The sequence below is a fragment of the Prevotella sp. C561 genome (assembly GCF_000224595.1).
Taxonomy (GTDB): Bacteria; Bacteroidota; Bacteroidia; order Bacteroidales; family Bacteroidaceae; genus Prevotella; species Prevotella jejuni.
The window spans coordinates 240,698-259,767 of sequence record NZ_JH114140.1; the positions used below are offsets into that span (position 1 = coordinate 240,698).

Sequence of the window (19,070 nt, forward strand, 5' to 3'; positions counted from 1 at the left end):
ATTGAAAACGCCCTTCTCAAAGCTAATTAGGCGTCTTCTTCTAATGAGGTATGTAACCTCTTAATTACTTGATAGTTACCATCTGTATGCAAAAGACTTTTGGCTCTCAAAATAAGGGACGTAATAGCTCCTCGTTGTAATAAATATTCATAAAGGCGTATTACCGTTTCTCCGCTAACTATATCAGTCTCATAATCCGCTAAAATGAATGATATAAAAGAAAAAATCCCCATTCTCTCTCCTTGAAAACAAGGTTAGAGAATGGGGACAAAGCTTATTAGATTATTTTATATTCTCATGACCTCCTTAACACCCTTCACTGTTCTGAGTTTCTTGATAAGCATATTCAACTTGGAATTATCATCCAACAGGACTACAAGATTACCAGAGAAAAGGCCATCATTAGAGTCAATATTGATAGAACGCATCACTATCTTCTCGTCTTTTGAGATGATATTGGAAATGTTACTTACTATACCAATGTCGTCATTACCAATGACACGCAGCGTAATAGCATACTGAGAGGAACCTTTACCGCTCCAACGTGCCTTAACAACACGGTAGCCAAAACGCTTGCGCATCTCTGGTGCGTTCGGACAATCCTCTCGGTGAATCTTAATACCTCCGCTGACTGTCACAAAGCCAAAGACAGGGTCGCCATAAATTGGGTGACAACACTTTGCAAGTGAGAAGTCTAATCCTTTGAGGTTCTTATCTATAACGAGTACATCATCATTCTTCTTCAGATACTCTGTCGTAGGATTTTCAAACTCAAAGTTCTCTGCACTCTCCGTTTCCTTTGTCTGATTGAGGTTGTGCGCATGGTTATAAGTCTTCTGATACTCCTCGATAACATAGTTAGGGTCAAGTTTCTCATCAGCAATCTGCTTATAGAATTCAGAGACCTCTTTGAACCCTAATTTGCGAATGAGCTGTCCCATTGTGGAGTCTTCAATCTCAATCTTCTTGTTCTTAAACCTACGTTCGAGTAGTTCCTTTGCATACAGGCCATCCTTAACCTGTGTTTCTTTCAGTGCAAGACGTATCTTTGCCTTTGCACGCGAAGACTTACAGATATTCAACCAGTCACGGTTAGGCTTCTGTGTCGACGAAGTTAGTATCTCAACAGAGTCACCACTATGTAACTCGGTACGGAAAGAAACATTCTTACCATTAATCTTTCCACCTACACATTGATTTCCTATCTTAGAATGAATATGATAAGCAAAGTCGAGTACAGTAACTCCTTTAGGAAACTTAAGCAAATCGCCCTTTGGTGTAAACACATAAATCTCCTTTTCATAAAGGTCAGATCTAAACTCATCCATCACCTCCAGGTTGTTACCAGCCTCAAGTGCTGAACGAATAGAAGCCAACCAGTTGTCCATTCCACCTTCTGCCTTCACTCCCTTGTACCTCCAGTGAGCAGCAAGACCGTGTTCAGCAATCTCGTCCATACGTTCAGTACGGATCTGTACTTCGACCCACTTTTTATCAGGGCCAAGTACTGTGATGTGCAGACATTCGTAACCATTCGACTTTGGTACGGATAGCCAGTCGCGCAGTCGCTTAGGGTTAGGCTGATACATATCCGTCACAATGGAGTATGCCTGCCAACATTGCATCTTCTCTTTATCCTCTGGTGAGTCGAGAATGATGCGGATAGCAAAGAGATCATAGATTCCTTCAAAGGCACACTTCTGCTTCTTCATCTTCTGCCAGATGGAATGAATAGACTTTGTTCGACCTTTAATATGGAATTTAAGTCCTGCGGCTTTAAGCTGTTCACTGACCGGAGTGATGAAACTACTTATATAAGCATCACGCACCTTCTTAGTGGCATTGAGCTTCTCCTTTATATGATAGTATGCATCATGCTCCAGATATTTCAGCGATAAGTCCTCAAGTTCACTCTTAAGCTGGTAAAGTCCTAACTTATGAGCCAATGGGGCATAAAGATAACTGGCCTCTTCAGACACCTTACGCTGGGCTTCTTTATTCTCTACATCACGTATCTGACGCATGAGATTGACGCGGTCGGCTATCATAATCAAGATAACTCGCATGTCTTCTGCAAAGGATAACAGAAGGTTGCGAAAGTTCTCACTTTCGATAACCGGTGTCTTCTTGTAAAGTGCATGTACACGGATAAGACCATGAATAATCTTCGAAACGCCTTCACCATATAGCTTACTTATCTCGTCAAGAGTTATTTCTCCTTCTTCGACACTTTGATACAAAAGTATTGAAAGAACAGACTCACGATTTAACCCTATATCCTTAACAGCGATAGCAGCTGTTTGTAAAGAACATAATATAGGGTTTAACTTAAAGACATTACGCTGAATACGATTATCAGCGATTGTCTTTCTCAGATGGTCACGCAGCTTTGGAAGATCATTCTCGTAGAATGTTTGCCCAAGTGTTTCCTTAAGTTCTTCGAGTATCTTTTCAGACAACTCCTTCTCTTTATCCGTATAAATGAATTTCTCTTCCATAGGCATAATATATCTATTAACCAAGGCAAAGATACAAAGAAAATTGAAATAACGAGAAAGAAATGTGTCAAAGAGTTTCTTTCTTTCGGTTTAATTCGTTATTTTTGCAGATATAATACAATCTTTTTAAGACCTTACCATTATGTTAAAGAAAGAAGACCTAAAACAAATTCATGATAAAGGAATAAGTGAGGAACAGATTAGTAAGCAATTAGAAGACTTCAAGAGAGGTTTTCCTTACTTGAAACTTGAAGGTGCTGCAACCCCAAAGAAGGGTATTACAGTACTTGACAAGGATGCTTGTGAGGATGTTTGCCGTGCATGGAAAAAATATCAAACAAGTGGGCATAAGGTTGTTAAGTTCGTTCCAGCGTCTGGTGCAGCCAGCCGTATGTTTAAGGATTTGTTCGCATTCCTCAATGGCAGTAATGATGAACCAGTGAGTGACTTTGAGAAAGAGTTTTTTTCTAAGATCCATGACTTTGCCTTTTTCAATGAGTTATCAGCTAAATGCCAACAGTTAAAGGGTAAAAGTGCGGACGAACTATTAGAGGAGGGACAATACAAAGTGGTAGTTGCCACCTTATTAAATAAGGAGGGCTTGAATTATGGGCAGCTACCTAAGGGATTGCTTCTATTCCACTCATACGCTGACGGAGCACGTACTCCTATGGAAGAACATTTGGTTGAAGCAGCATGTTATGCAGAAAGTAACAAGCAGGCACATGTACATTTCACTGTTTCACATGAACACTTGGACTACTTCAAGCAAAAGGTAGCTGACAAAGAAACTGGATATGAGGCTAAGTACGGTGTTAGCTTTGATATTTCTTTCTCTGAACAGAAGCCGAGTACAGACACGATAGCCGTAAACCTTGATAATACTCCTTTCCGTAATGAGGATGGTTCGTTACTTTTCCGACCAGCTGGTCATGGTGCACTCATTGAGAATTTGAACGATTTGGACGCTGATGTTGTTTTTATCAAGAATATAGATAATGTAGTGCCTGACCGCCTGAAGGACGAAACCATTAGTTGGAAGATGATTATTGCAGGTAAACTTGTTGAATTACAGGAGCGCGCTTTTGCTTATCTCCACAAATTAGAACAGAGCAATTGTTCTCGTTCTGAGCTTGAAGAGATGGCTGATTTCCTACAGAAAGAACTTTCTTGTGAGAAACACGACAGGTCTTCTCTTGATGATGCAACATTGGCAGAATACCTATATAAGAAGCTAAATCGTCCTATGCGTGTATGTGGCATGGTGAAGAATGTAGGCGAACCCGGTGGTGGACCATTCCTCGTTTATAATCATGATGGGACAGTAAGCCTTCAGATTCTTGAAAGTTCACAAATAGACAAGAACGATGAAACATCTATGAAGATGTTTACAGAAGGTACTCACTTTAACCCTGTCGATCTTGTATGCGCCATCAAAGACTACAAAGGTAATGCCTTTGATTTGACAAAGTATGTTGATAAATCAACAGGCTTCATCAGCTCTAAGTCGAAGAATGGTCGTGAACTCAAAGCTTTAGAGCTTCCAGGCTTGTGGAATGGTTCGATGAGTGATTGGAATACCGTCTTTGTAGAAGTGCCACTCGGTACTTTCAACCCAGTAAAGACTGTCAACGACCTTCTGCGTGAGCAGCATCAATAAACATCAGAAGGACAGGACTAAATTGAGTAGATAAAGAATAAAATACTTCCCAACTGTTGGAAATTATATTTCTAATTGGTTGGGAAGTAGTTTATCTAAGCCTTACCACCTATTATTATAAGCATAATAAAGTTTCTATCTACTTGTTTCAATACATTATATTATCGTTTATCATTATTTCAGCAGAGGTTAGTCACCAATCAAACGAAAGCCTAATCATAATAGATAAGATGTATATGGAACATGTAACTTATTATTAAGAAGACATCAAACAGCCGAAAACCAAGATAATCTATCTGGTTAGTGAATAGCTTATTTCTTAAAGATAAGACAATATAATCTTGTGAAAGACGGTCAAGAAGACGAGAGGATAGCATTTTAGTTTCAATGAACAGCAAAAAAATAAGAGAAATCTTGTAGGGTTCAAATAAATATTATACCTTTGCCACACAAAAGACACATTCAATGATGTTTCACTTTATGAAACGTCCACACACAATCAAATGTAATTTCCCATACATATTTATATGTTTAGTAAAGAAGAATTATTAGAGAAAGAAGTTTCTGAACTTGAAACTATTGCTCAGAGCACAGGTGCTACCTATTCACCAGGAGATGACAAGGATAAGCTTGTTTATGCTATTCTTGACCGACAAGCTGAAGAGGCAGGCACAGCACACCCCTTAGAATCAAAGCGTAAGCGTACCAGGATAGCACGAAAGGATACTGATCGAGTTTATTCTGTTCATGGTGAAGAAGGGGAGAACTTTGATGTACAGAAGAATAAGGCTACGACTGCGAGTCAGCAATCTTTATTCAAAGACCTACCTGAATCAAAAGAGGAAAAGACTGAAGAAAAGTCTCCAGAAGAAATATTAGCATCTATTCCTAAGCATCGTGGCCGTAAGTCAAAGGCTGAATTAGAGGCTATTGCTGCTGCTGAAGCTGCATTAAAAGCTAAGTCTGAAGAGACGCCACAGGTTGAAGAACCTGCAGAGGAAGTGCAAGAAGAGAAAGCAGAACCTTCTGTTCCAGAAGACTTTATCCCAGAAGACCAGTTCTCTAACACACCTTCGCAAGAAGAGAATGAAGGGAAAGAAGAATTGCTCGCACGTCTTCAAGAGAAAGTGAATGCACATAATATGAATATGGATGCTGGCTATGCAACTACACCTGATGGGGTGTGGGCTGGTGATCCAGGCGATGGGACAGATTTTATTCCTGTTGTTGACTTACCAATAGAGGACCAAGGTGTTGTTCCAAACTATGATATGTTTGACCAACCAACACTACCTCCTCAGATGCCGTCAACCCCTATCTATGATAATGTACCATCGGTAAACAATGCTGCATACGATTTTTCTGATATCATAAAAGCTAATGGTGTTCTTGAAGTAATGCCTGATGGGTATGGCTTCCTCCGTTCAAGCGATTATAATTACTTGTCATCACCAGATGATGTATATATTGCAAACAACCAGATTAAGCAATATGGTTTGAAAACGGGTGATGTTGTGGAATGCCACGTACGTCCACCACATGAGGGCGAAAAGTATTTCCCATTGACAAGTATTGAGAAGATTAATGGTCGTAACCCGTCAGAAGTACGCGACCGCATCCCATTCGGGCATCTTACTCCGCTCTTCCCAGATGAGAAATTTAGTCTTTGTGGTGATCCACGAACAACTAATCTCTCAACACGTATCGTTGATCTCTTCTCACCAATCGGTAAAGGACAGCGTGCTTTGATTGTGGCTCAACCAAAGACAGGTAAGACTATCTTAATGAAAGATATTGCAAATGCTATTGCAGCCAACCACCCAGAAGCTTACTTGATGATGCTTTTGATTGATGAACGTCCTGAGGAGGTTACGGATATGGCACGTACTGTAAATGCGGAAGTTATTGCCTCTACATTTGATGAACCAGCAGAACGCCACGTAAAGATTGCCGGAATTGTTTTAGAGAAGGCGAAGCGAATGGTTGAGTGTGGACATGATGTTGTTATCTTCCTTGACTCTATTACTCGTTTGGCACGTGCGTATAACACTGTTGCACCAGCATCTGGTAAGGTATTGACTGGTGGTGTTGATGCCAATGCACTGCAAAAACCAAAGCGTTTCTTTGGTGCTGCACGTAATATTGAGGGTGGTGGTTCTCTGACGATTATAGCAACAGCTTTGATAGATACTGGCTCTAAGATGGATGAAGTTATCTTCGAGGAGTTCAAGGGAACAGGTAATATGGAGTTGCAGCTTGACCGCAGCTTAAGTAATAAACGTATCTTCCCTGCTGTGAACTTGGTTGCTTCAAGTACTCGTCGTGATGACCTCTTGCAGGATCGTACAACACTTGACCGCATGTGGATACTTCGTAAGTATATTGCTGATATGAATTCTATTGAGGCGATGAACTCTATACACGATCGTATGAGACGTACAGAGAATAATGAAGAGTTCCTATTGTCAATGAATGATTAATATAATCAGATTATAAAACTTGCTTTTCTTTCAGAAAACAGCAAGATAAGTAAATAAAAAATGTATCAAAAGTATGAAACAGAACGTTTCCTTTTGATACATTTTTTCGTTTTCGTACTTTCCTGTAGAAATCTATAAAGGCCGATGCTTTTGGTTTGCTTTAATTTTATGTAGGATTAATTTCCAATCATACAAAACTTATCAAAAATATTTTTCCTGTCATTTCTGTCATCATCTTTAAGTTTTTAACAAACTAATATACAATAAATTAGAGCCAAATGTTAAAATGACAGCAAACGAAATAAAAACTTTTTTCTATAATAAGGAGGAATTATTCCAATCTTATAACAACCGGAAAAGACTCTTACCTTTTGATAAATCTTATATTTGTATAGCCAACGAGCATGTCGGTTCGTCCGCCTTGTGGGCGGTAATAAATAAGTGCTTGATAGCTGTTTTCTGTTTGGTAATGACCATCGTCTACTTTGAAAGATGAGAGTCTACCCTGTTCATCAGCAGCAAGAAATTGATAGTTGTAATAACCAAACTTCAAAGGGACTACCGCTTCATAATATCCTCCTGTAGAATTATAATTCATCTCATAAGCAGGAAGCAAACGATTATATGTCCAATCGCCATTCAGAAATATTCTGTAAGGGTAGGGTGAGAGCGCTTTTAACTGAAAATGAGTCAAAATATAATCACTTGTTGTATTTATCTCTATATTATCCGAGTTGCGTATCAAATATGCGCCATCAGCATCCTCGTCATAGAGATAATTTAATAATGGGGCAGTAGGAAAGAGGTAGGCATGATAGTTCTTACCATCCCAACTAATTTTATCTACGCCCATAGAGGTATAATCTGTTGAAAGAATCTCAAACTTTCGGTACTCATTACCCGCCCAAAAGATATAGTCTTGGTTATGTGACCACCTTAGACCATTTGACATAACATATTGAGGCTTACTGTTCCAACGAGCATCAAGCCAGTTACGATTTTGTAACACAACTGTCTTAATTTGTTGTTGAGGGTTACTAACCGTATAATTACCATAATCTACCTGCATCTCAGCTTGTTGTTGATTGCCATTAATAGTTTGGTCGGTTTGTGTGGTTATATTCAATCTTACTCCCATAGAACTTTCCACAGGCTCTGTAAGCATAAAACATGCTGTAAGCAAAGGCAGGGCAGAGCTATTATCATCATCATCATATATGTAAAGACGATAATTACCAGACAACTTTGGACGGCATTTATCATTGGGAATATCCAAATGATAATGTGTATAAAGAGTGTTTGTTAGTGTAGACTCCTTTACATTATCTATTGTATTTCCTGCAATGAAACCATCTACGATATCGCTTTCAAAGAGTCCGACAGAAGGTTTCCAATCAGCCTCACAATGCTCTAAACGATAGGTCAAACGACGATAAGTATGCGTAAGATCATCAAAATCTATACTTATCTTACCATCATTGAGTACCATGACAGGTAGGTCCATCCATTTCTGATTAGCAACAACCTGCAATGAACGAAAGTTCTCGTCATGAATTTCATGGCGTTGCGCAGAAACAGAAATAGGTGAAAAACAAACTAAACAATAGACAAATAGTAAGGTTAATCGCTTCATTCTTCTTTACCTAAATAAATCTTTGAGGAAATTATCGAGGTCATTATCTAAATCATGCATGAGATCACCACCAATGATTGCAATGTCATCATCAACAAGATAAAGCTCTGCAATATTATTCTTATCATCATCTTCAAGAATGAAGCTATAAGGTTTCATGATAGACATATTCTCTACTATATCCTTAATACGATTGAGAGATGAGCGCAAGATAGTAGCTATCTCTTGATAGAAATTATCACTTTTGTTATCAATCCATTGGTCTATTACACAGCGAGTAATCTCGACGTCACTATCGTCAAAAGCCATAAGATCACCGCTATCTTGTGATACACGTAAATGAATATCAGTCATTGGCATGTCACAATCATCAGCGGTAAACTTCTGTGCAACCTTCTTCAAAAAGCGTTCAATCTGTTGTTGGGTTTGTTCGGTTTCTGTCATCTTAATGATTATAAGTTGATTTATTACAATGGCAAATATACAAAAAGTTTTCGAGTTTGTATAGATGTAGACATTTTTTTACGTTCTTTTTTTGATGGTTATAAAAAATATATTATCTTTGCAGCATAACTAATTGACATAAATCAGTTAAAAATAAGGAACTAAAAAGAAATGAAACAAACAATACTTGTTACTGGAGGGACTGGTTTTATAGGCTCACACACAACTGTTGAACTAATAGAAGCTGGATATGAAGTTGTTATTATAGATGACTTATCTAACTCTAAAATAGAGGTTTTAGATGGTATTGAGAAAATAACTGGTGTTCGTCCTGCATTCGAACAGGTGGACCTTCGCAATCGTGAGGCAACTGAGAATGTCTTTCGTAAATACCCAAAAATTGAAGGTATTATTCATTTTGCAGCTTCTAAGGCTGTAGGTGAGAGTGTACAGAAGCCTCTGATGTATTATAGAAATAACATTGTTTCATTGATTAACCTTTTGGAGCTCATGCCTGAATACAATGTTAAGGGCATCATCTTCTCAAGTTCTTGTACCGTATATGGGCAACCTAAGCCTGAGAATCTTCCTGTTACAGAGAATGCTCCACACCAGAAAGCAACTTCTCCATACGGTAATACCAAAGAAATTAATGAGCAGATTATCTTAGACTATATTCATAGTGGTGCGAATATTAAGAGTATTGTATTAAGATATTTCAATCCTATTGGTGCACATCCATCTGCCTTGATTGGTGAGTTACCAAATGGTGTTCCTAACAACTTGATTCCTTTTGTTACACAGACTGCCATGGGAATCAGAAAAGAACTAACTATCTTCGGCAATGACTATAATACTCCAGATGGTACTTGTATCCGTGATTATATCTATGTTGTAGATTTAGCAAAAGCTCATGTAGCAGCAATGGCACGTGTACTTGACCAAGAGACTGATAAGATAGAATACTTTAATATCGGTACAGGTAGTGGTAATTCAACAAAAGAAATTGTTGACACTTTTGAAAAGGCTACTGGTGTTAAGGTAAATTGGAAATATGGTCCACGTCGTGAAGGTGATATTGAAAAGATTTGGGGTGATTGCACCAAAGCCAACACAGTATTAGGTTGGAAGGCAGACACACCTTTGTCTGACGTTCTTGCTTCTGCATGGAAATGGCAGGAGAAGCTAAGAGAGGATGGAATTATGTAATTTTCTTTTTTACGATTAATATAAGTCAAGATTAGTAAACAAAAACAGTATTGCAGGTGAAACCTGCTTTATTTTGTGTTTGTGTTGTTGTTATCCCTCGATGTGAATCGGGGGATAATTTTTTTATGCCTTTTAAATCTATAAAATCTTATAAACAGTAATAGTTCATGGGAGTAATTATTATCATTCCATCAGTAAACTATATGATTATATATTATCTAATAGAGAAGTAAACAATCCGCATTATCGAACAACATATAGGATAAAAAGATTAAAAAAAGAAAACTTTTATACGTGTAAATTTGCTAAATTCAGATATAATCTATACTTTTGCACATGATATTTGCGTTGTGCAAATGATTTAATAGATAATCACAAGGGTATGTCAATATCAAAGACAAGACAAAAGCTCGTTGATGTAGCGCGCCAGCTTTTTGCGAAGAATGGCATTGCAAACACAACAATGAACGACATTGCTAAGGCATCAGGGAAGGGTAGACGTACACTCTATACTTATTTTAAGAGTAAAGATGATGTCTATTATGCCGTTATAGAGTCGGAGTTAGAACGCCTATCTGATAAGTTAGACGAGGTAGCAGCAAAGAGTATAAGCCCTCAAGATAAAATCATCGAGCTTATTTACACACATCTTAGTATGATTAAAGAAACTGTTATGCGTAATGGTAATTTACGTGCAGAGTTCTTTAGGAATATTTGGATGGTAGAGAAGGCACGAAAGAACTTTGATGAAGACGAGATAGAACTTTTCCGAAAGGTTTATTCTGACGCTAAAGAGGATGGAGACTTTGACATAGAGAATGTAGAACTTGTTGCTGATATTACCCATTATTGTATTAAGGGACTCGAAGTTCCATTTATCTATGGGCGATTAGGACATGGTTTAACCGAGGAGTCTTCACGTCCACTTGTTGCAAAGGTTGTATATGGTGCTTTAGGTAAAAATGGTTTGAAATAATTAACACTAAGGCAACCTATCATTCAGTTTGTATATTCATAAACTAACAATATAAATCAAAACAACATGAAATTATTGGAAGGTAAAACAGCTCTGATAACAGGTGCTGCACGTGGTATTGGTAAAGCAATCGCATTAAAGTTTGCAGAAGAGGGTGCAAACATTGCATTCACCGATCTTGTTATCGATGAGAATGGTAAAGCAACAGAGGCAGAGATTGCTGCTAAAGGCGTAAAAGTAAAGGGTTACGCAAGTAATGCTGCAGATTTCGCACAGTCAGAAGAGGTTGTAAAGCAGGTCAAAGAGGAATTTGGTTCTATTGATATTCTTGTTAACAATGCAGGTATAACAAAAGATGGTCTTATGCTTCGAATGACTGAACAGCAGTGGGATGCTGTTATAGCAGTGAACCTTAAGAGTGCTTTCAACTTCATTCATGCTTGTGTTCCAGTAATGATGCGCCAGCGTAATGGTAGTATTATCAATATGGCCAGTGTAGTTGGCGTACATGGTAATGCTGGTCAGGCTAACTATGCAGCATCAAAGGCTGGTATGATAGCCTTGGCTAAGAGTGTTGCACAGGAGATGGGTCCTAAGGGTATCCGTGCAAATGCTATCGCTCCTGGTTTCATTGATACTGCAATGACACAGGCTTTGGACGACGACATTCGTAAGGAATGGACATCAAAGATTCCTCTCCGCCGTGGTGGTACCGTTGATGATATTGCTAACACAGCAGTATATCTTGGCTCAGAACTATCAAGTTATGTGTCTGGTCAGGTAATCCAGGTTGATGGTGGTATGAATATGTAATACATGCTCCCTCTCTCCTTATATCATGCAGATATAGGAGGGAGGGAGATATGCTAATGTCTCTCTGAATTACATTTACAAACCCTTATCTTATATATATAAGGTGGGGAATACCTTATTCTAATTACTCAGACATACGTAGTAATCAACTAATAAGTTACTCTTTTTATTGTTAATCTGTTTTTATAACTCTCTTGTAAGGTATTGTTGACTATGGAAGTACTATACGAAGATAATCATATCATAATCGTCTATAAGGAAGCAGGCGAAATAGTTCAAGGTGATAAGACTGGTGACGAACCTTTATCTGAGATTGTCAAACGGTGGATTAAGGACAAATACCAGAAGCCTGGTAATGTTTTCTTAGGTATTGTGCATCGTCTTGATCGTCCTGTTTCAGGATTAGTTGTATTTGCAAAAACGTCAAAAGCACTTACAAGACTTAACAATATGTTCCGAAATGGTGAGGTGCATAAAACTTATTGGGCCATTGTTACACGTCCACCATTTGAGAAAGAAGCGACATTAACAGACTGGCTTGTACGTAACGAACGACAGAATAAGAGTTACGCCTATAACCACCAGGTCCCTACATCCAAGAAATCTATCTTACATTATAAAGTAATCAATCAGTCTGAACGTTATACATTACTGGAAATCAACCTAATGACTGGGCGTCATCATCAGATTCGTTGCCAACTTTCTAACATGGATTGCCCTATAAAAGGCGACCTAAAATATGGCGCACAACGCTCTAATTCAGATGGTAGTATCAGTTTACTAAGCCATCGAATCGAATTTATTCACCCTGTTTCAAAAGAGAATATTTGTGTAGAATCACCACTCCCTAACGATAACCTATGGCAGGCAATAGGCAATTTTTAATTGGAATTATAGACAAGCAACCGCATACTACATCTATTCTTTCCGAGTAGCAGATAAAGTTCATGGGCTGAAATTCTCAAAGATTGGCTTTCAGCCCATAATCGTTCAATAAAGAAAGTATTTTATACAAACCTTATCTTCAGCCTTTTCAATTAATAAAGTAAAATAGCCATCCAATTGAGAAGGATAAAATCACACATTATTACAATAATATTTTTTATTTTGTTTTGCTGTCATATTTAACATTTCACACAATCCTTCTGTAAACCAATAAGTTAGGGTATGATAACGAATGACAGTAATGACAGCAAAAATATTTTATGATGAAATACGTTGTCATCGCCCTATAGTGGCGGAGCATGCAGGAAACTATTATCATGAGAAAACTAATTTTTGCAGTAGACACAATGTTAAAATACTAATTCAAGATATTATATTTCATTTTCACAACCGCAATAAACGCAAAATAAAGCAAACATATTGATACCTTATAAGTAGATTTGTCCCCCAGATTATTAGCTTATAAAAAGTAAAGGACTACACCATATTGCCATGTTGTTACAGACGAATTAGGTTATATACTATCAGTTATGGTTAAGAATATTGTGAGAATAGTTTGTTAGAACCGTAATTTATCATCTCATCATCTATGATATTCTCGTACGGGAATGTGATTTATAGTGAGTCAGCAGGCTTGTGTTGTAAACCTTTTTCATACTTTTCAAAGCCAATACTTGCCCTTTATGCTTCAAGAAGACGCCCATTAAGCTTCAAGAAGACGCCTTTCTTGATTGTTACTAAGGCTCTTCTTGAGTCTTATTAAGCATGTTCTCTTTTACAGTTTATAACTAATTGGTTTACTGTAAGTTGTCATCCCACCTTACACTAGAATTACCCTTCTAATTTAATGATATTTACAAGTCTATTTTGTAAGAGCTTTTTACATTCATCTCCACTCTTAATCTTTATACTTTAAGATGTGAATACTCGTCTACAACATTTTAAATTGTAAGAATATATATGTGTAACATGATATCGTATTAACCAATCGCCCTGTGCTCTTCTATGGGAGAATAAAGTCTTATTCCTCTCACAGAAGAACACAGATGTCAAGGGTGTATATATCTTATTCAATCGTCACCAACATACGAAGAAGCCAGAGAATAACGCCATAAAAGATAGACTTGTAATATCGATAGCGAGGGTAGGATACTAAATATCACTACCTTAATTTATTCCATGCTCATTCAGTGCTTTTGCATATTTTGCAGCATTTTTCTGATGCTCCTCGTATGTCTTAGCAAAGTTATGGGTTCCACTAAAGTCTTCTTTTGCACACATATAGATATAATCATGGTGTACATAATTAAGTACAGCATCAATTGCTGCAACTGAAGGGATGCGAATAGGACCAGGAGGAAGACCACGATATTTATAGGTGTTATATGGATTATCTATCGTAAGCCACTTCTGATAAATACGATGAGCAGTGAAATTCTTAGTAGCAAACTTCACAGTTGGGTCGGCTTGGAGAGGCATGTTGAGGTGCAAACGGTTGATATACATACCCGCAATCTTTGGCATTTCAGCCTCATTATCTGTCTCCTCATCCACAATACTTGCGAGTGTAACTATCTCACTCTCAGTAAATCCAGCCTGCTTAGCTTTCTCTTTACGTTCAAAATTCCAGAACTTCTTATTCTCTTCACTCATCTTATCGAGGAACTTATCGACAGAAGTATTCCAATAAAAGTCGTACGTATTAGGAATAAACATCGCTGGAATAGTCTCTGGCGTGAAGCCATATTTCTTACATACCTCTTTTGATTTGAGGCGTGAAAGCAGTTCAGCACGTGTAAACATCAGTTTTTCACTTACGTCTGTAGCAAGGTCGTCTATCGTTCTTACAGACCGTATAGTTACTTTCACAGGTGCTTGTAAACCATTAATAATATGACGTGATGTCTGAAGTGAACCAGAAGAGCCTACAACAAATCTACCAGGACGTATCTTTTTCGCATATCCCATTACCCCAGCAATCTGCTTAAAGACCCAAAATCCTTGAGGAGTTGAGAGCGGTTGAAGCTTGGCATATACAGAGTCAATATTGTCATCTTCGTCAATCTGAATGTATGTCTCATTACCTGTACGAGACATTCCAGAGAAGAAAAGAAAATATGTTACACCAGCTAATACGACAAGAACTGATATTAAAATCCAACGGGAAGTTGTTCCTTTTCCCTTCTTTTTATTCTTACTCATTGTCTTAAATTTATTCTTCTAAGGTGCAAAGGTACAATATTTAAGTATTAATTGAGCAATGACAAGCAACTTTGATAGCCTCTTTTTCGAAATTTAAGGGAAAAAGTAACCTAATGTCTATATTATTATGTACTTTTGTCTGAGATTAATAAAAGGATAATGAGAGATTTTAAGACTTATATCTTCGATTTAGATGGTACATTACTTAGTACGCTAAACGATTTAGCATCAAGTACAAATTATGCGCTTCGTTGGGCTGGCATGCCTGAACGAACAATAGAGGAAGTACGTATGTTCGTTGGTAATGGTGTTAAGCTATTAATGGAACGAGCTATCCCAGAGGGAGTTAATAACCCTAAGTTCGAGGAAACATACGCAAAATTTCGAGAACATTATATGGAACATAACCTTGACACAACACGTCCATACGATGGTGTACCAGAACTGTTACATGAACTAAAACGACGTGGTAAGCACCTTGCTATTGTAAGTAACAAATTCTATGCGGCCACACAAGACCTTGCAAAACATTTTTTCCCGGATACGATAGAGGTAGCAATAGGAGAGCGAGAGAACATTAGGAAGAAACCAGCTCCCGACACTGTATTAGAAGCCTTGCGTCAACTAAATGTATCAAAAGAAGATGCTGTGTATATAGGCGACAGTGATGTAGATATCATGACAGCAAAGAATTGTGGCTTACCTTGTATTAGTGTGCTTTGGGGATTTCGTGATAAAGACTTCTTAATAGAGCATGGAGGCTCTCTGTTCGTAGAAAAACCAATTGAAATTCTAAGCAGGTTATAACGATTAACCAATTACTTGCTATTCAATTAAATGGCAAGTAATTGGAATAAATATTAGTAGAAGAGATTACTCAAGAAGCCTAACAAGGCTCAATAATCCTTTTTCGTGTAAGTCTCATCCAGCAATACTTTTGAAGGAGTAGCACCAGAACGATAGGTATATTGGAAATTAAATCCAGCATCCTTGTACCCTTTCGAACCAGGATCAGCCTTCAACGCATCACGTAAGGCCTTTCTGAGCTCTGCTCTCTTAGCGTGGACAGCCTGCTCGTTATCAGCTTTACCAACAAGTGAATAGTAATAATGGATAGTGCGAGAAGGTGCTTCAAAAAACCATGCTATCCATTCTCGTGTCATTAACAACAGGAGTCGGGCATTTCTTCTCGGTATATTCTTTACATTCTTGTGCTGCCCTCTCCTCTAAACTATTACGACAGGCAGAGAGTGAAAGTAGCAATAAAGCTGCATAAAATAAATGTTTCATTCCTTTTAATTTAATGTTAATTACAGTTTAGGACTATCTAACCAAGAACAGTCTTTTAACTTTCTTTCTAACTATATATCCAATGCAAAGATAAGAAAAAATAAACAATTTCTTATTTTAACGTTCTTAATTCTCAATAAAAATCATTATATTTGCAGATTGAAAATATAGACAAACGAATGAATCATATAAGGAATTTCTGCATTATTGCCCATATTGACCATGGTAAATCAACCTTGGCTGATCGTCTTTTAGAGTACACACAGACGATAAAAATTACTGAAGGGCAGATGCTTGACGATATGGATTTGGAGCGTGAACGTGGTATAACTATCAAAAGTCATGCTATCCAGATGGAGTACACATTAGATAAGAAGAAATATGTACTTAATCTTATTGATACTCCAGGACATGTTGACTTCTCGTATGAGGTGTCACGAAGCATTGCAGCGTGTGAAGGTGCATTGCTTATCGTTGATGCAACGCAGGGCGTACAGGCGCAGACTATCTCTAACCTCTATATGGCTATCGACCATAATTTGGAGATTATCCCTGTTATCAATAAGATAGATATGCCTAACGCAATGCCTGAAGAGGTCGAGGATGAGATTGTCGACCTTATTGGTTGTGACCCAAAGGACATCATTCGAGCAAGTGGAAAGACGGGGGAAGGCGTACCAGACATACTTGAAGCTATCATAAAGCGCATCCCTTCACCAACAGGAGATGTCAACGCTCCACTGCAGGCCCTCATCTTTGACTCTATCTTCAACTCTTTTCGTGGTATTATCACGCTTTGCAAAGTTGAGAACGGAGTCATAAAAAAGGGTGATAAGGTTAAGTTTGTACAGACTGGTATGGAATATACCGCTGATGAAGTTGGCGTATTAAAGATGGAGATGATGCCAACCCAACAACTGTCAACAGGTGAGGTAGGATATATCATTTCTGGTATTAAGAATGCTACTGAGGTAAAGGTGGGCGATACAGTAACACACATTGTCAATCCTTGCAAACATGCCATTGAAGGCTTCCAAGAGGTAAAACCAATGGTCTTTGCGGGCGTCTATCCTATCGACCCAAATGACTACGAAGGGTTGCGTGCTTCCTTAGAGAAACTTCAACTTAATGACGCTTCACTTACGTTCCAACCAGAGAGTTCACAAGCTTTGGGATTCGGTTTCCGTTGTGGCTTCTTAGGATTGCTTCACATGGAGATTGTGCAGGAACGATTAGATAGAGAGTTCAATATGGATGTTATTACCACCGTACCTAACGTTAGCTACATGGTATATGACAAACAAGGGAATGTTAAAGAGGTTCACAACCCCTCTGGTCTTCCTGATCAGACTATGATTGATCATATTGAAGAACCTTATATTAAGGCCTCCATCATTACCTCCAGTGAATACATTGGACCTATCATGACGTTGTGTCTTGATAAACGTGGTGAGCTTGTCAGTCAGAACTACGTAAGTGGAAATAGATTGGAACTCATCTTTATGATACCATTGGGTGAGATTGTGATTGACTTCTATGATAAATTGAAGAGTATTTCTAAAGGATACGCCTCATTTGATTATCACATTGATTCTTTCCGTCCATCCAAGTTAGCAAAGCTTGATATTCTTCTGAATGGAGAGGCTGTTGATGCCCTTTCTACTCTGACACATGAGAGTAATGCTGTCGGATTTGGAAGAAGGATATGTGAGAAGCTGAAAGAGTTGATACCACGCCAGCAATTTGACATCGCTATACAAGCTGCTATCGGTGCTAAAATCATTGCACGAGAAACCGTTAAGCAGGTACGTAAAGATGTTACCGCAAAGTGTTATGGTGGTGATATTAGCCGTAAGCGTAAGCTCTTAGAGAAGCAGAAGAAAGGTAAGAAACGTATGAAACAGATTGGAAACGTACAAGTTCCACAGAAAGCATTCCTTGCCGTATTGAAGTTGGATTAAAGTCAAAGTAATAAGAAAGGAAAGGAATATGAAGGATTTGGTTAATGATACAAGAGATATTGCACGTGAATTGGCACGTAAATATAGTACGATGACTCATGACGAGTTGGATGTACTTGAGAGTATCCTTGTGCCCATGAAATTCGCCAAAGGACAGATGATTCTCAGCGAAGGGGAAATCTGTAAGCATTTTTATTACATAGAAAAAGGACTTATTCGTCAGTTCTACTTTAAGAATGGTAAGCAAATTACCGAACATTTAGGAGAGGACAGAAGTATCTTTATGTGTATAGAAAGCCTTTTCCGTGAAGAACCTACAAAGTTACAGGTAGAGGCTTTGGAGCCTACATGGGTTTACGCACTACCTAAGCAGAAGCTTGAACAGGTGGCATTACATAATGTTAATATTCAGATTCTTTACCGTAAGATATTGGAAGAGAGTCTTATAACATCGCAAATTCATGCCGACCTCGTACGTTTTGAAACTGCACAGGCCCGTTACAAGAGAATGTGTAAACTCAATCCACAAGTTGTCTTACGTGCACCATTGGTTTATATAGCCAGTTATTTACAAATGACACCAGAGACATTAAGCCGTGTTAGGTCGTCAACATTGCTTGATGACTAAGCGGTCTTTTATCTATCAAGTGTTATAAAACAAAGGGTTAGGGGAAGTTAAATAATTACTTATTTCACTTATTTGGAAACATGTAACATTAGGAAATAGTAATTACTTAAGTTTCTCTAACTTTTTTGTAAACCTCTATAATAGAGGGAGCTAAAGACTATCTAAGAAAGAAAGGGTATAGTTGTAAAATGATATTAGATAGATATTTTATACTTGACATCAGTATATCAACTTATTATTAACAACAAGTTGATATATTTTGGAGTAAAGGATTGTGAAAATTTAGCTATCAGCATAAGTTGATGTTTAAACTTAACACTAAGCGTGATAA

Annotated in this window: 13 protein-coding genes and 1 pseudogene; 9 read left to right on the top strand and 5 right to left on the bottom strand. The window is 37.9% G+C overall.

Annotated features, from left to right (window positions below; translation table 11 throughout):
- Positions 1-287: 287 nt before the first annotated feature.
- Complete coding sequence (locus tag HMPREF0666_RS02520) at positions 288-2,498, bottom strand: bifunctional (p)ppGpp synthetase/guanosine-3',5'-bis(diphosphate) 3'-pyrophosphohydrolase (RefSeq protein WP_042855933.1); 2,211 nt, start codon at positions 2,496-2,498, stop codon at positions 288-290.
- Positions 2,499-2,640: 142 nt separating this feature from the next.
- Here HMPREF0666_RS02520 and HMPREF0666_RS02525 point away from each other — a divergent pair, with 142 nt between their 5' ends.
- Positions 2,641-4,158 (top strand): DUF4301 family protein, encoded by a 1,518-nt coding sequence (locus HMPREF0666_RS02525; protein ID WP_009010732.1) that lies wholly within the window; start codon positions 2,641-2,643, stop codon positions 4,156-4,158.
- A gap of 527 nt (positions 4,159-4,685) precedes the next feature.
- Positions 4,686-6,638, top strand: coding sequence for a transcription termination factor Rho (gene rho, locus HMPREF0666_RS02530; protein WP_009010733.1), 1,953 nt, complete (start codon positions 4,686-4,688; stop codon positions 6,636-6,638).
- A gap of 364 nt (positions 6,639-7,002) precedes the next feature.
- Here the strand turns inward: rho and HMPREF0666_RS02535 are convergent, their stop codons facing one another.
- A complete protein-coding gene (locus HMPREF0666_RS02535) occupies positions 7,003-8,271 on the bottom strand; it encodes a DUF5103 domain-containing protein (protein ID WP_009010734.1) in 1,269 nt (422 codons plus the stop codon).
- Between the two features lie 6 nt (positions 8,272-8,277).
- Positions 8,278-8,715 carry a hypothetical protein gene (locus HMPREF0666_RS02540; protein ID WP_009010735.1) on the bottom strand — a complete coding sequence of 146 codons (438 nt, stop codon included), beginning with the start codon at positions 8,713-8,715 and terminating at the stop codon, positions 8,278-8,280.
- Positions 8,716-8,886: 171 nt separating this feature from the next.
- On the opposite strand from HMPREF0666_RS02540, the gene galE reads away from it, so the two are divergent.
- The 4 genes from galE to HMPREF0666_RS02560 all read left to right on the top strand — a co-directional run bounded on the left by galE (position 8,887) and on the right by HMPREF0666_RS02560 (position 12,598).
- On the top strand, positions 8,887-9,924 hold the full coding sequence (gene galE, locus HMPREF0666_RS02545) for a UDP-glucose 4-epimerase GalE (protein WP_009010736.1): 1,038 nt from the start codon (positions 8,887-8,889) through the stop codon (positions 9,922-9,924).
- A gap of 382 nt (positions 9,925-10,306) precedes the next feature.
- Positions 10,307-10,900, top strand: coding sequence for a TetR/AcrR family transcriptional regulator (locus HMPREF0666_RS02550; RefSeq protein ID WP_009010737.1), 594 nt, complete (start codon positions 10,307-10,309; stop codon positions 10,898-10,900).
- Between the two features lie 66 nt (positions 10,901-10,966).
- Positions 10,967-11,713 (top strand): 3-oxoacyl-[acyl-carrier-protein] reductase, encoded by a 747-nt coding sequence (gene fabG, locus HMPREF0666_RS02555; protein ID WP_009010738.1) that lies wholly within the window; start codon positions 10,967-10,969, stop codon positions 11,711-11,713.
- Positions 11,714-11,926: 213 nt separating this feature from the next.
- Entirely contained in the window at positions 11,927-12,598 is a 672-nt protein-coding gene (locus tag HMPREF0666_RS02560; RefSeq protein ID WP_009010739.1) for an RluA family pseudouridine synthase, read from the top strand.
- 1,227 nt (positions 12,599-13,825) lie between these two features.
- Here the strand turns inward: HMPREF0666_RS02560 and mltG are convergent.
- Positions 13,826-14,860, bottom strand: coding sequence for an endolytic transglycosylase MltG (gene mltG / locus HMPREF0666_RS02565; RefSeq protein WP_009010741.1), 1,035 nt, complete (start codon positions 14,858-14,860; stop codon positions 13,826-13,828).
- 159 nt (positions 14,861-15,019) lie between these two features.
- Between mltG and HMPREF0666_RS02570 the strand changes: the two genes are divergently transcribed.
- Positions 15,020-15,667, top strand: a complete 648-nt coding sequence (locus tag HMPREF0666_RS02570) for an HAD family hydrolase (RefSeq protein WP_009010742.1) — start codon at positions 15,020-15,022, stop codon at positions 15,665-15,667.
- An 89-nt stretch (positions 15,668-15,756) separates the two neighbouring features.
- Here HMPREF0666_RS02570 and HMPREF0666_RS02575 read toward each other — a convergent pair.
- Positions 15,757-16,150: pseudogene (locus tag HMPREF0666_RS02575) on the bottom strand (hypothetical protein).
- 179 nt (positions 16,151-16,329) lie between these two features.
- Here HMPREF0666_RS02575 and lepA point away from each other — a divergent pair.
- Positions 16,330-18,111: a translation elongation factor 4 gene (gene lepA, locus HMPREF0666_RS02580; protein WP_042855901.1), complete on the top strand. Its 1,782-nt coding sequence runs from the start codon at positions 16,330-16,332 to the stop codon at positions 18,109-18,111.
- Positions 18,112-18,139: 28 nt separating this feature from the next.
- The gene (locus HMPREF0666_RS02585) at positions 18,140-18,739 is read left to right on the top strand and encodes a Crp/Fnr family transcriptional regulator (RefSeq protein ID WP_009010746.1); all 600 of its coding nucleotides are present in this window, start codon (positions 18,140-18,142) and stop codon (positions 18,737-18,739) included.
- Positions 18,740-19,070 lie beyond the last annotated feature (331 nt).

Excerpts from the sequence above, each read along its gene's own strand:
- HMPREF0666_RS02520 (WP_042855933.1), bottom strand. The coding sequence starts at position 2,498 with ATGGAAGAGAAATTCATTTATACGGATAAAGAGAAGGAGTTGTCTGAA.
- HMPREF0666_RS02525 (WP_009010732.1), top strand. The coding sequence starts at position 2,641 with ATGTTAAAGAAAGAAGACCTAAAACAAATTCATGATAAAGGAATAAGT.
- rho (WP_009010733.1), top strand. The coding sequence starts at position 4,686 with ATGTTTAGTAAAGAAGAATTATTAGAGAAAGAAGTTTCTGAACTTGAA.
- HMPREF0666_RS02535 (WP_009010734.1), bottom strand. The coding sequence starts at position 8,271 with ATGAAGCGATTAACCTTACTATTTGTCTATTGTTTAGTTTGTTTTTCA.
- HMPREF0666_RS02540 (WP_009010735.1), bottom strand. The coding sequence starts at position 8,715 with ATGACAGAAACCGAACAAACCCAACAACAGATTGAACGCTTTTTGAAG.
- galE (WP_009010736.1), top strand. The coding sequence starts at position 8,887 with ATGAAACAAACAATACTTGTTACTGGAGGGACTGGTTTTATAGGCTCA.
- HMPREF0666_RS02550 (WP_009010737.1), top strand. The coding sequence starts at position 10,307 with ATGTCAATATCAAAGACAAGACAAAAGCTCGTTGATGTAGCGCGCCAG.
- fabG (WP_009010738.1), top strand. The coding sequence starts at position 10,967 with ATGAAATTATTGGAAGGTAAAACAGCTCTGATAACAGGTGCTGCACGT.
- HMPREF0666_RS02560 (WP_009010739.1), top strand. The coding sequence starts at position 11,927 with ATGGAAGTACTATACGAAGATAATCATATCATAATCGTCTATAAGGAA.
- mltG (WP_009010741.1), bottom strand. The coding sequence starts at position 14,860 with ATGAGTAAGAATAAAAAGAAGGGAAAAGGAACAACTTCCCGTTGGATT.
- HMPREF0666_RS02570 (WP_009010742.1), top strand. The coding sequence starts at position 15,020 with ATGAGAGATTTTAAGACTTATATCTTCGATTTAGATGGTACATTACTT.
- lepA (WP_042855901.1), top strand. The coding sequence starts at position 16,330 with ATGAATCATATAAGGAATTTCTGCATTATTGCCCATATTGACCATGGT.
- HMPREF0666_RS02585 (WP_009010746.1), top strand. The coding sequence starts at position 18,140 with ATGAAGGATTTGGTTAATGATACAAGAGATATTGCACGTGAATTGGCA.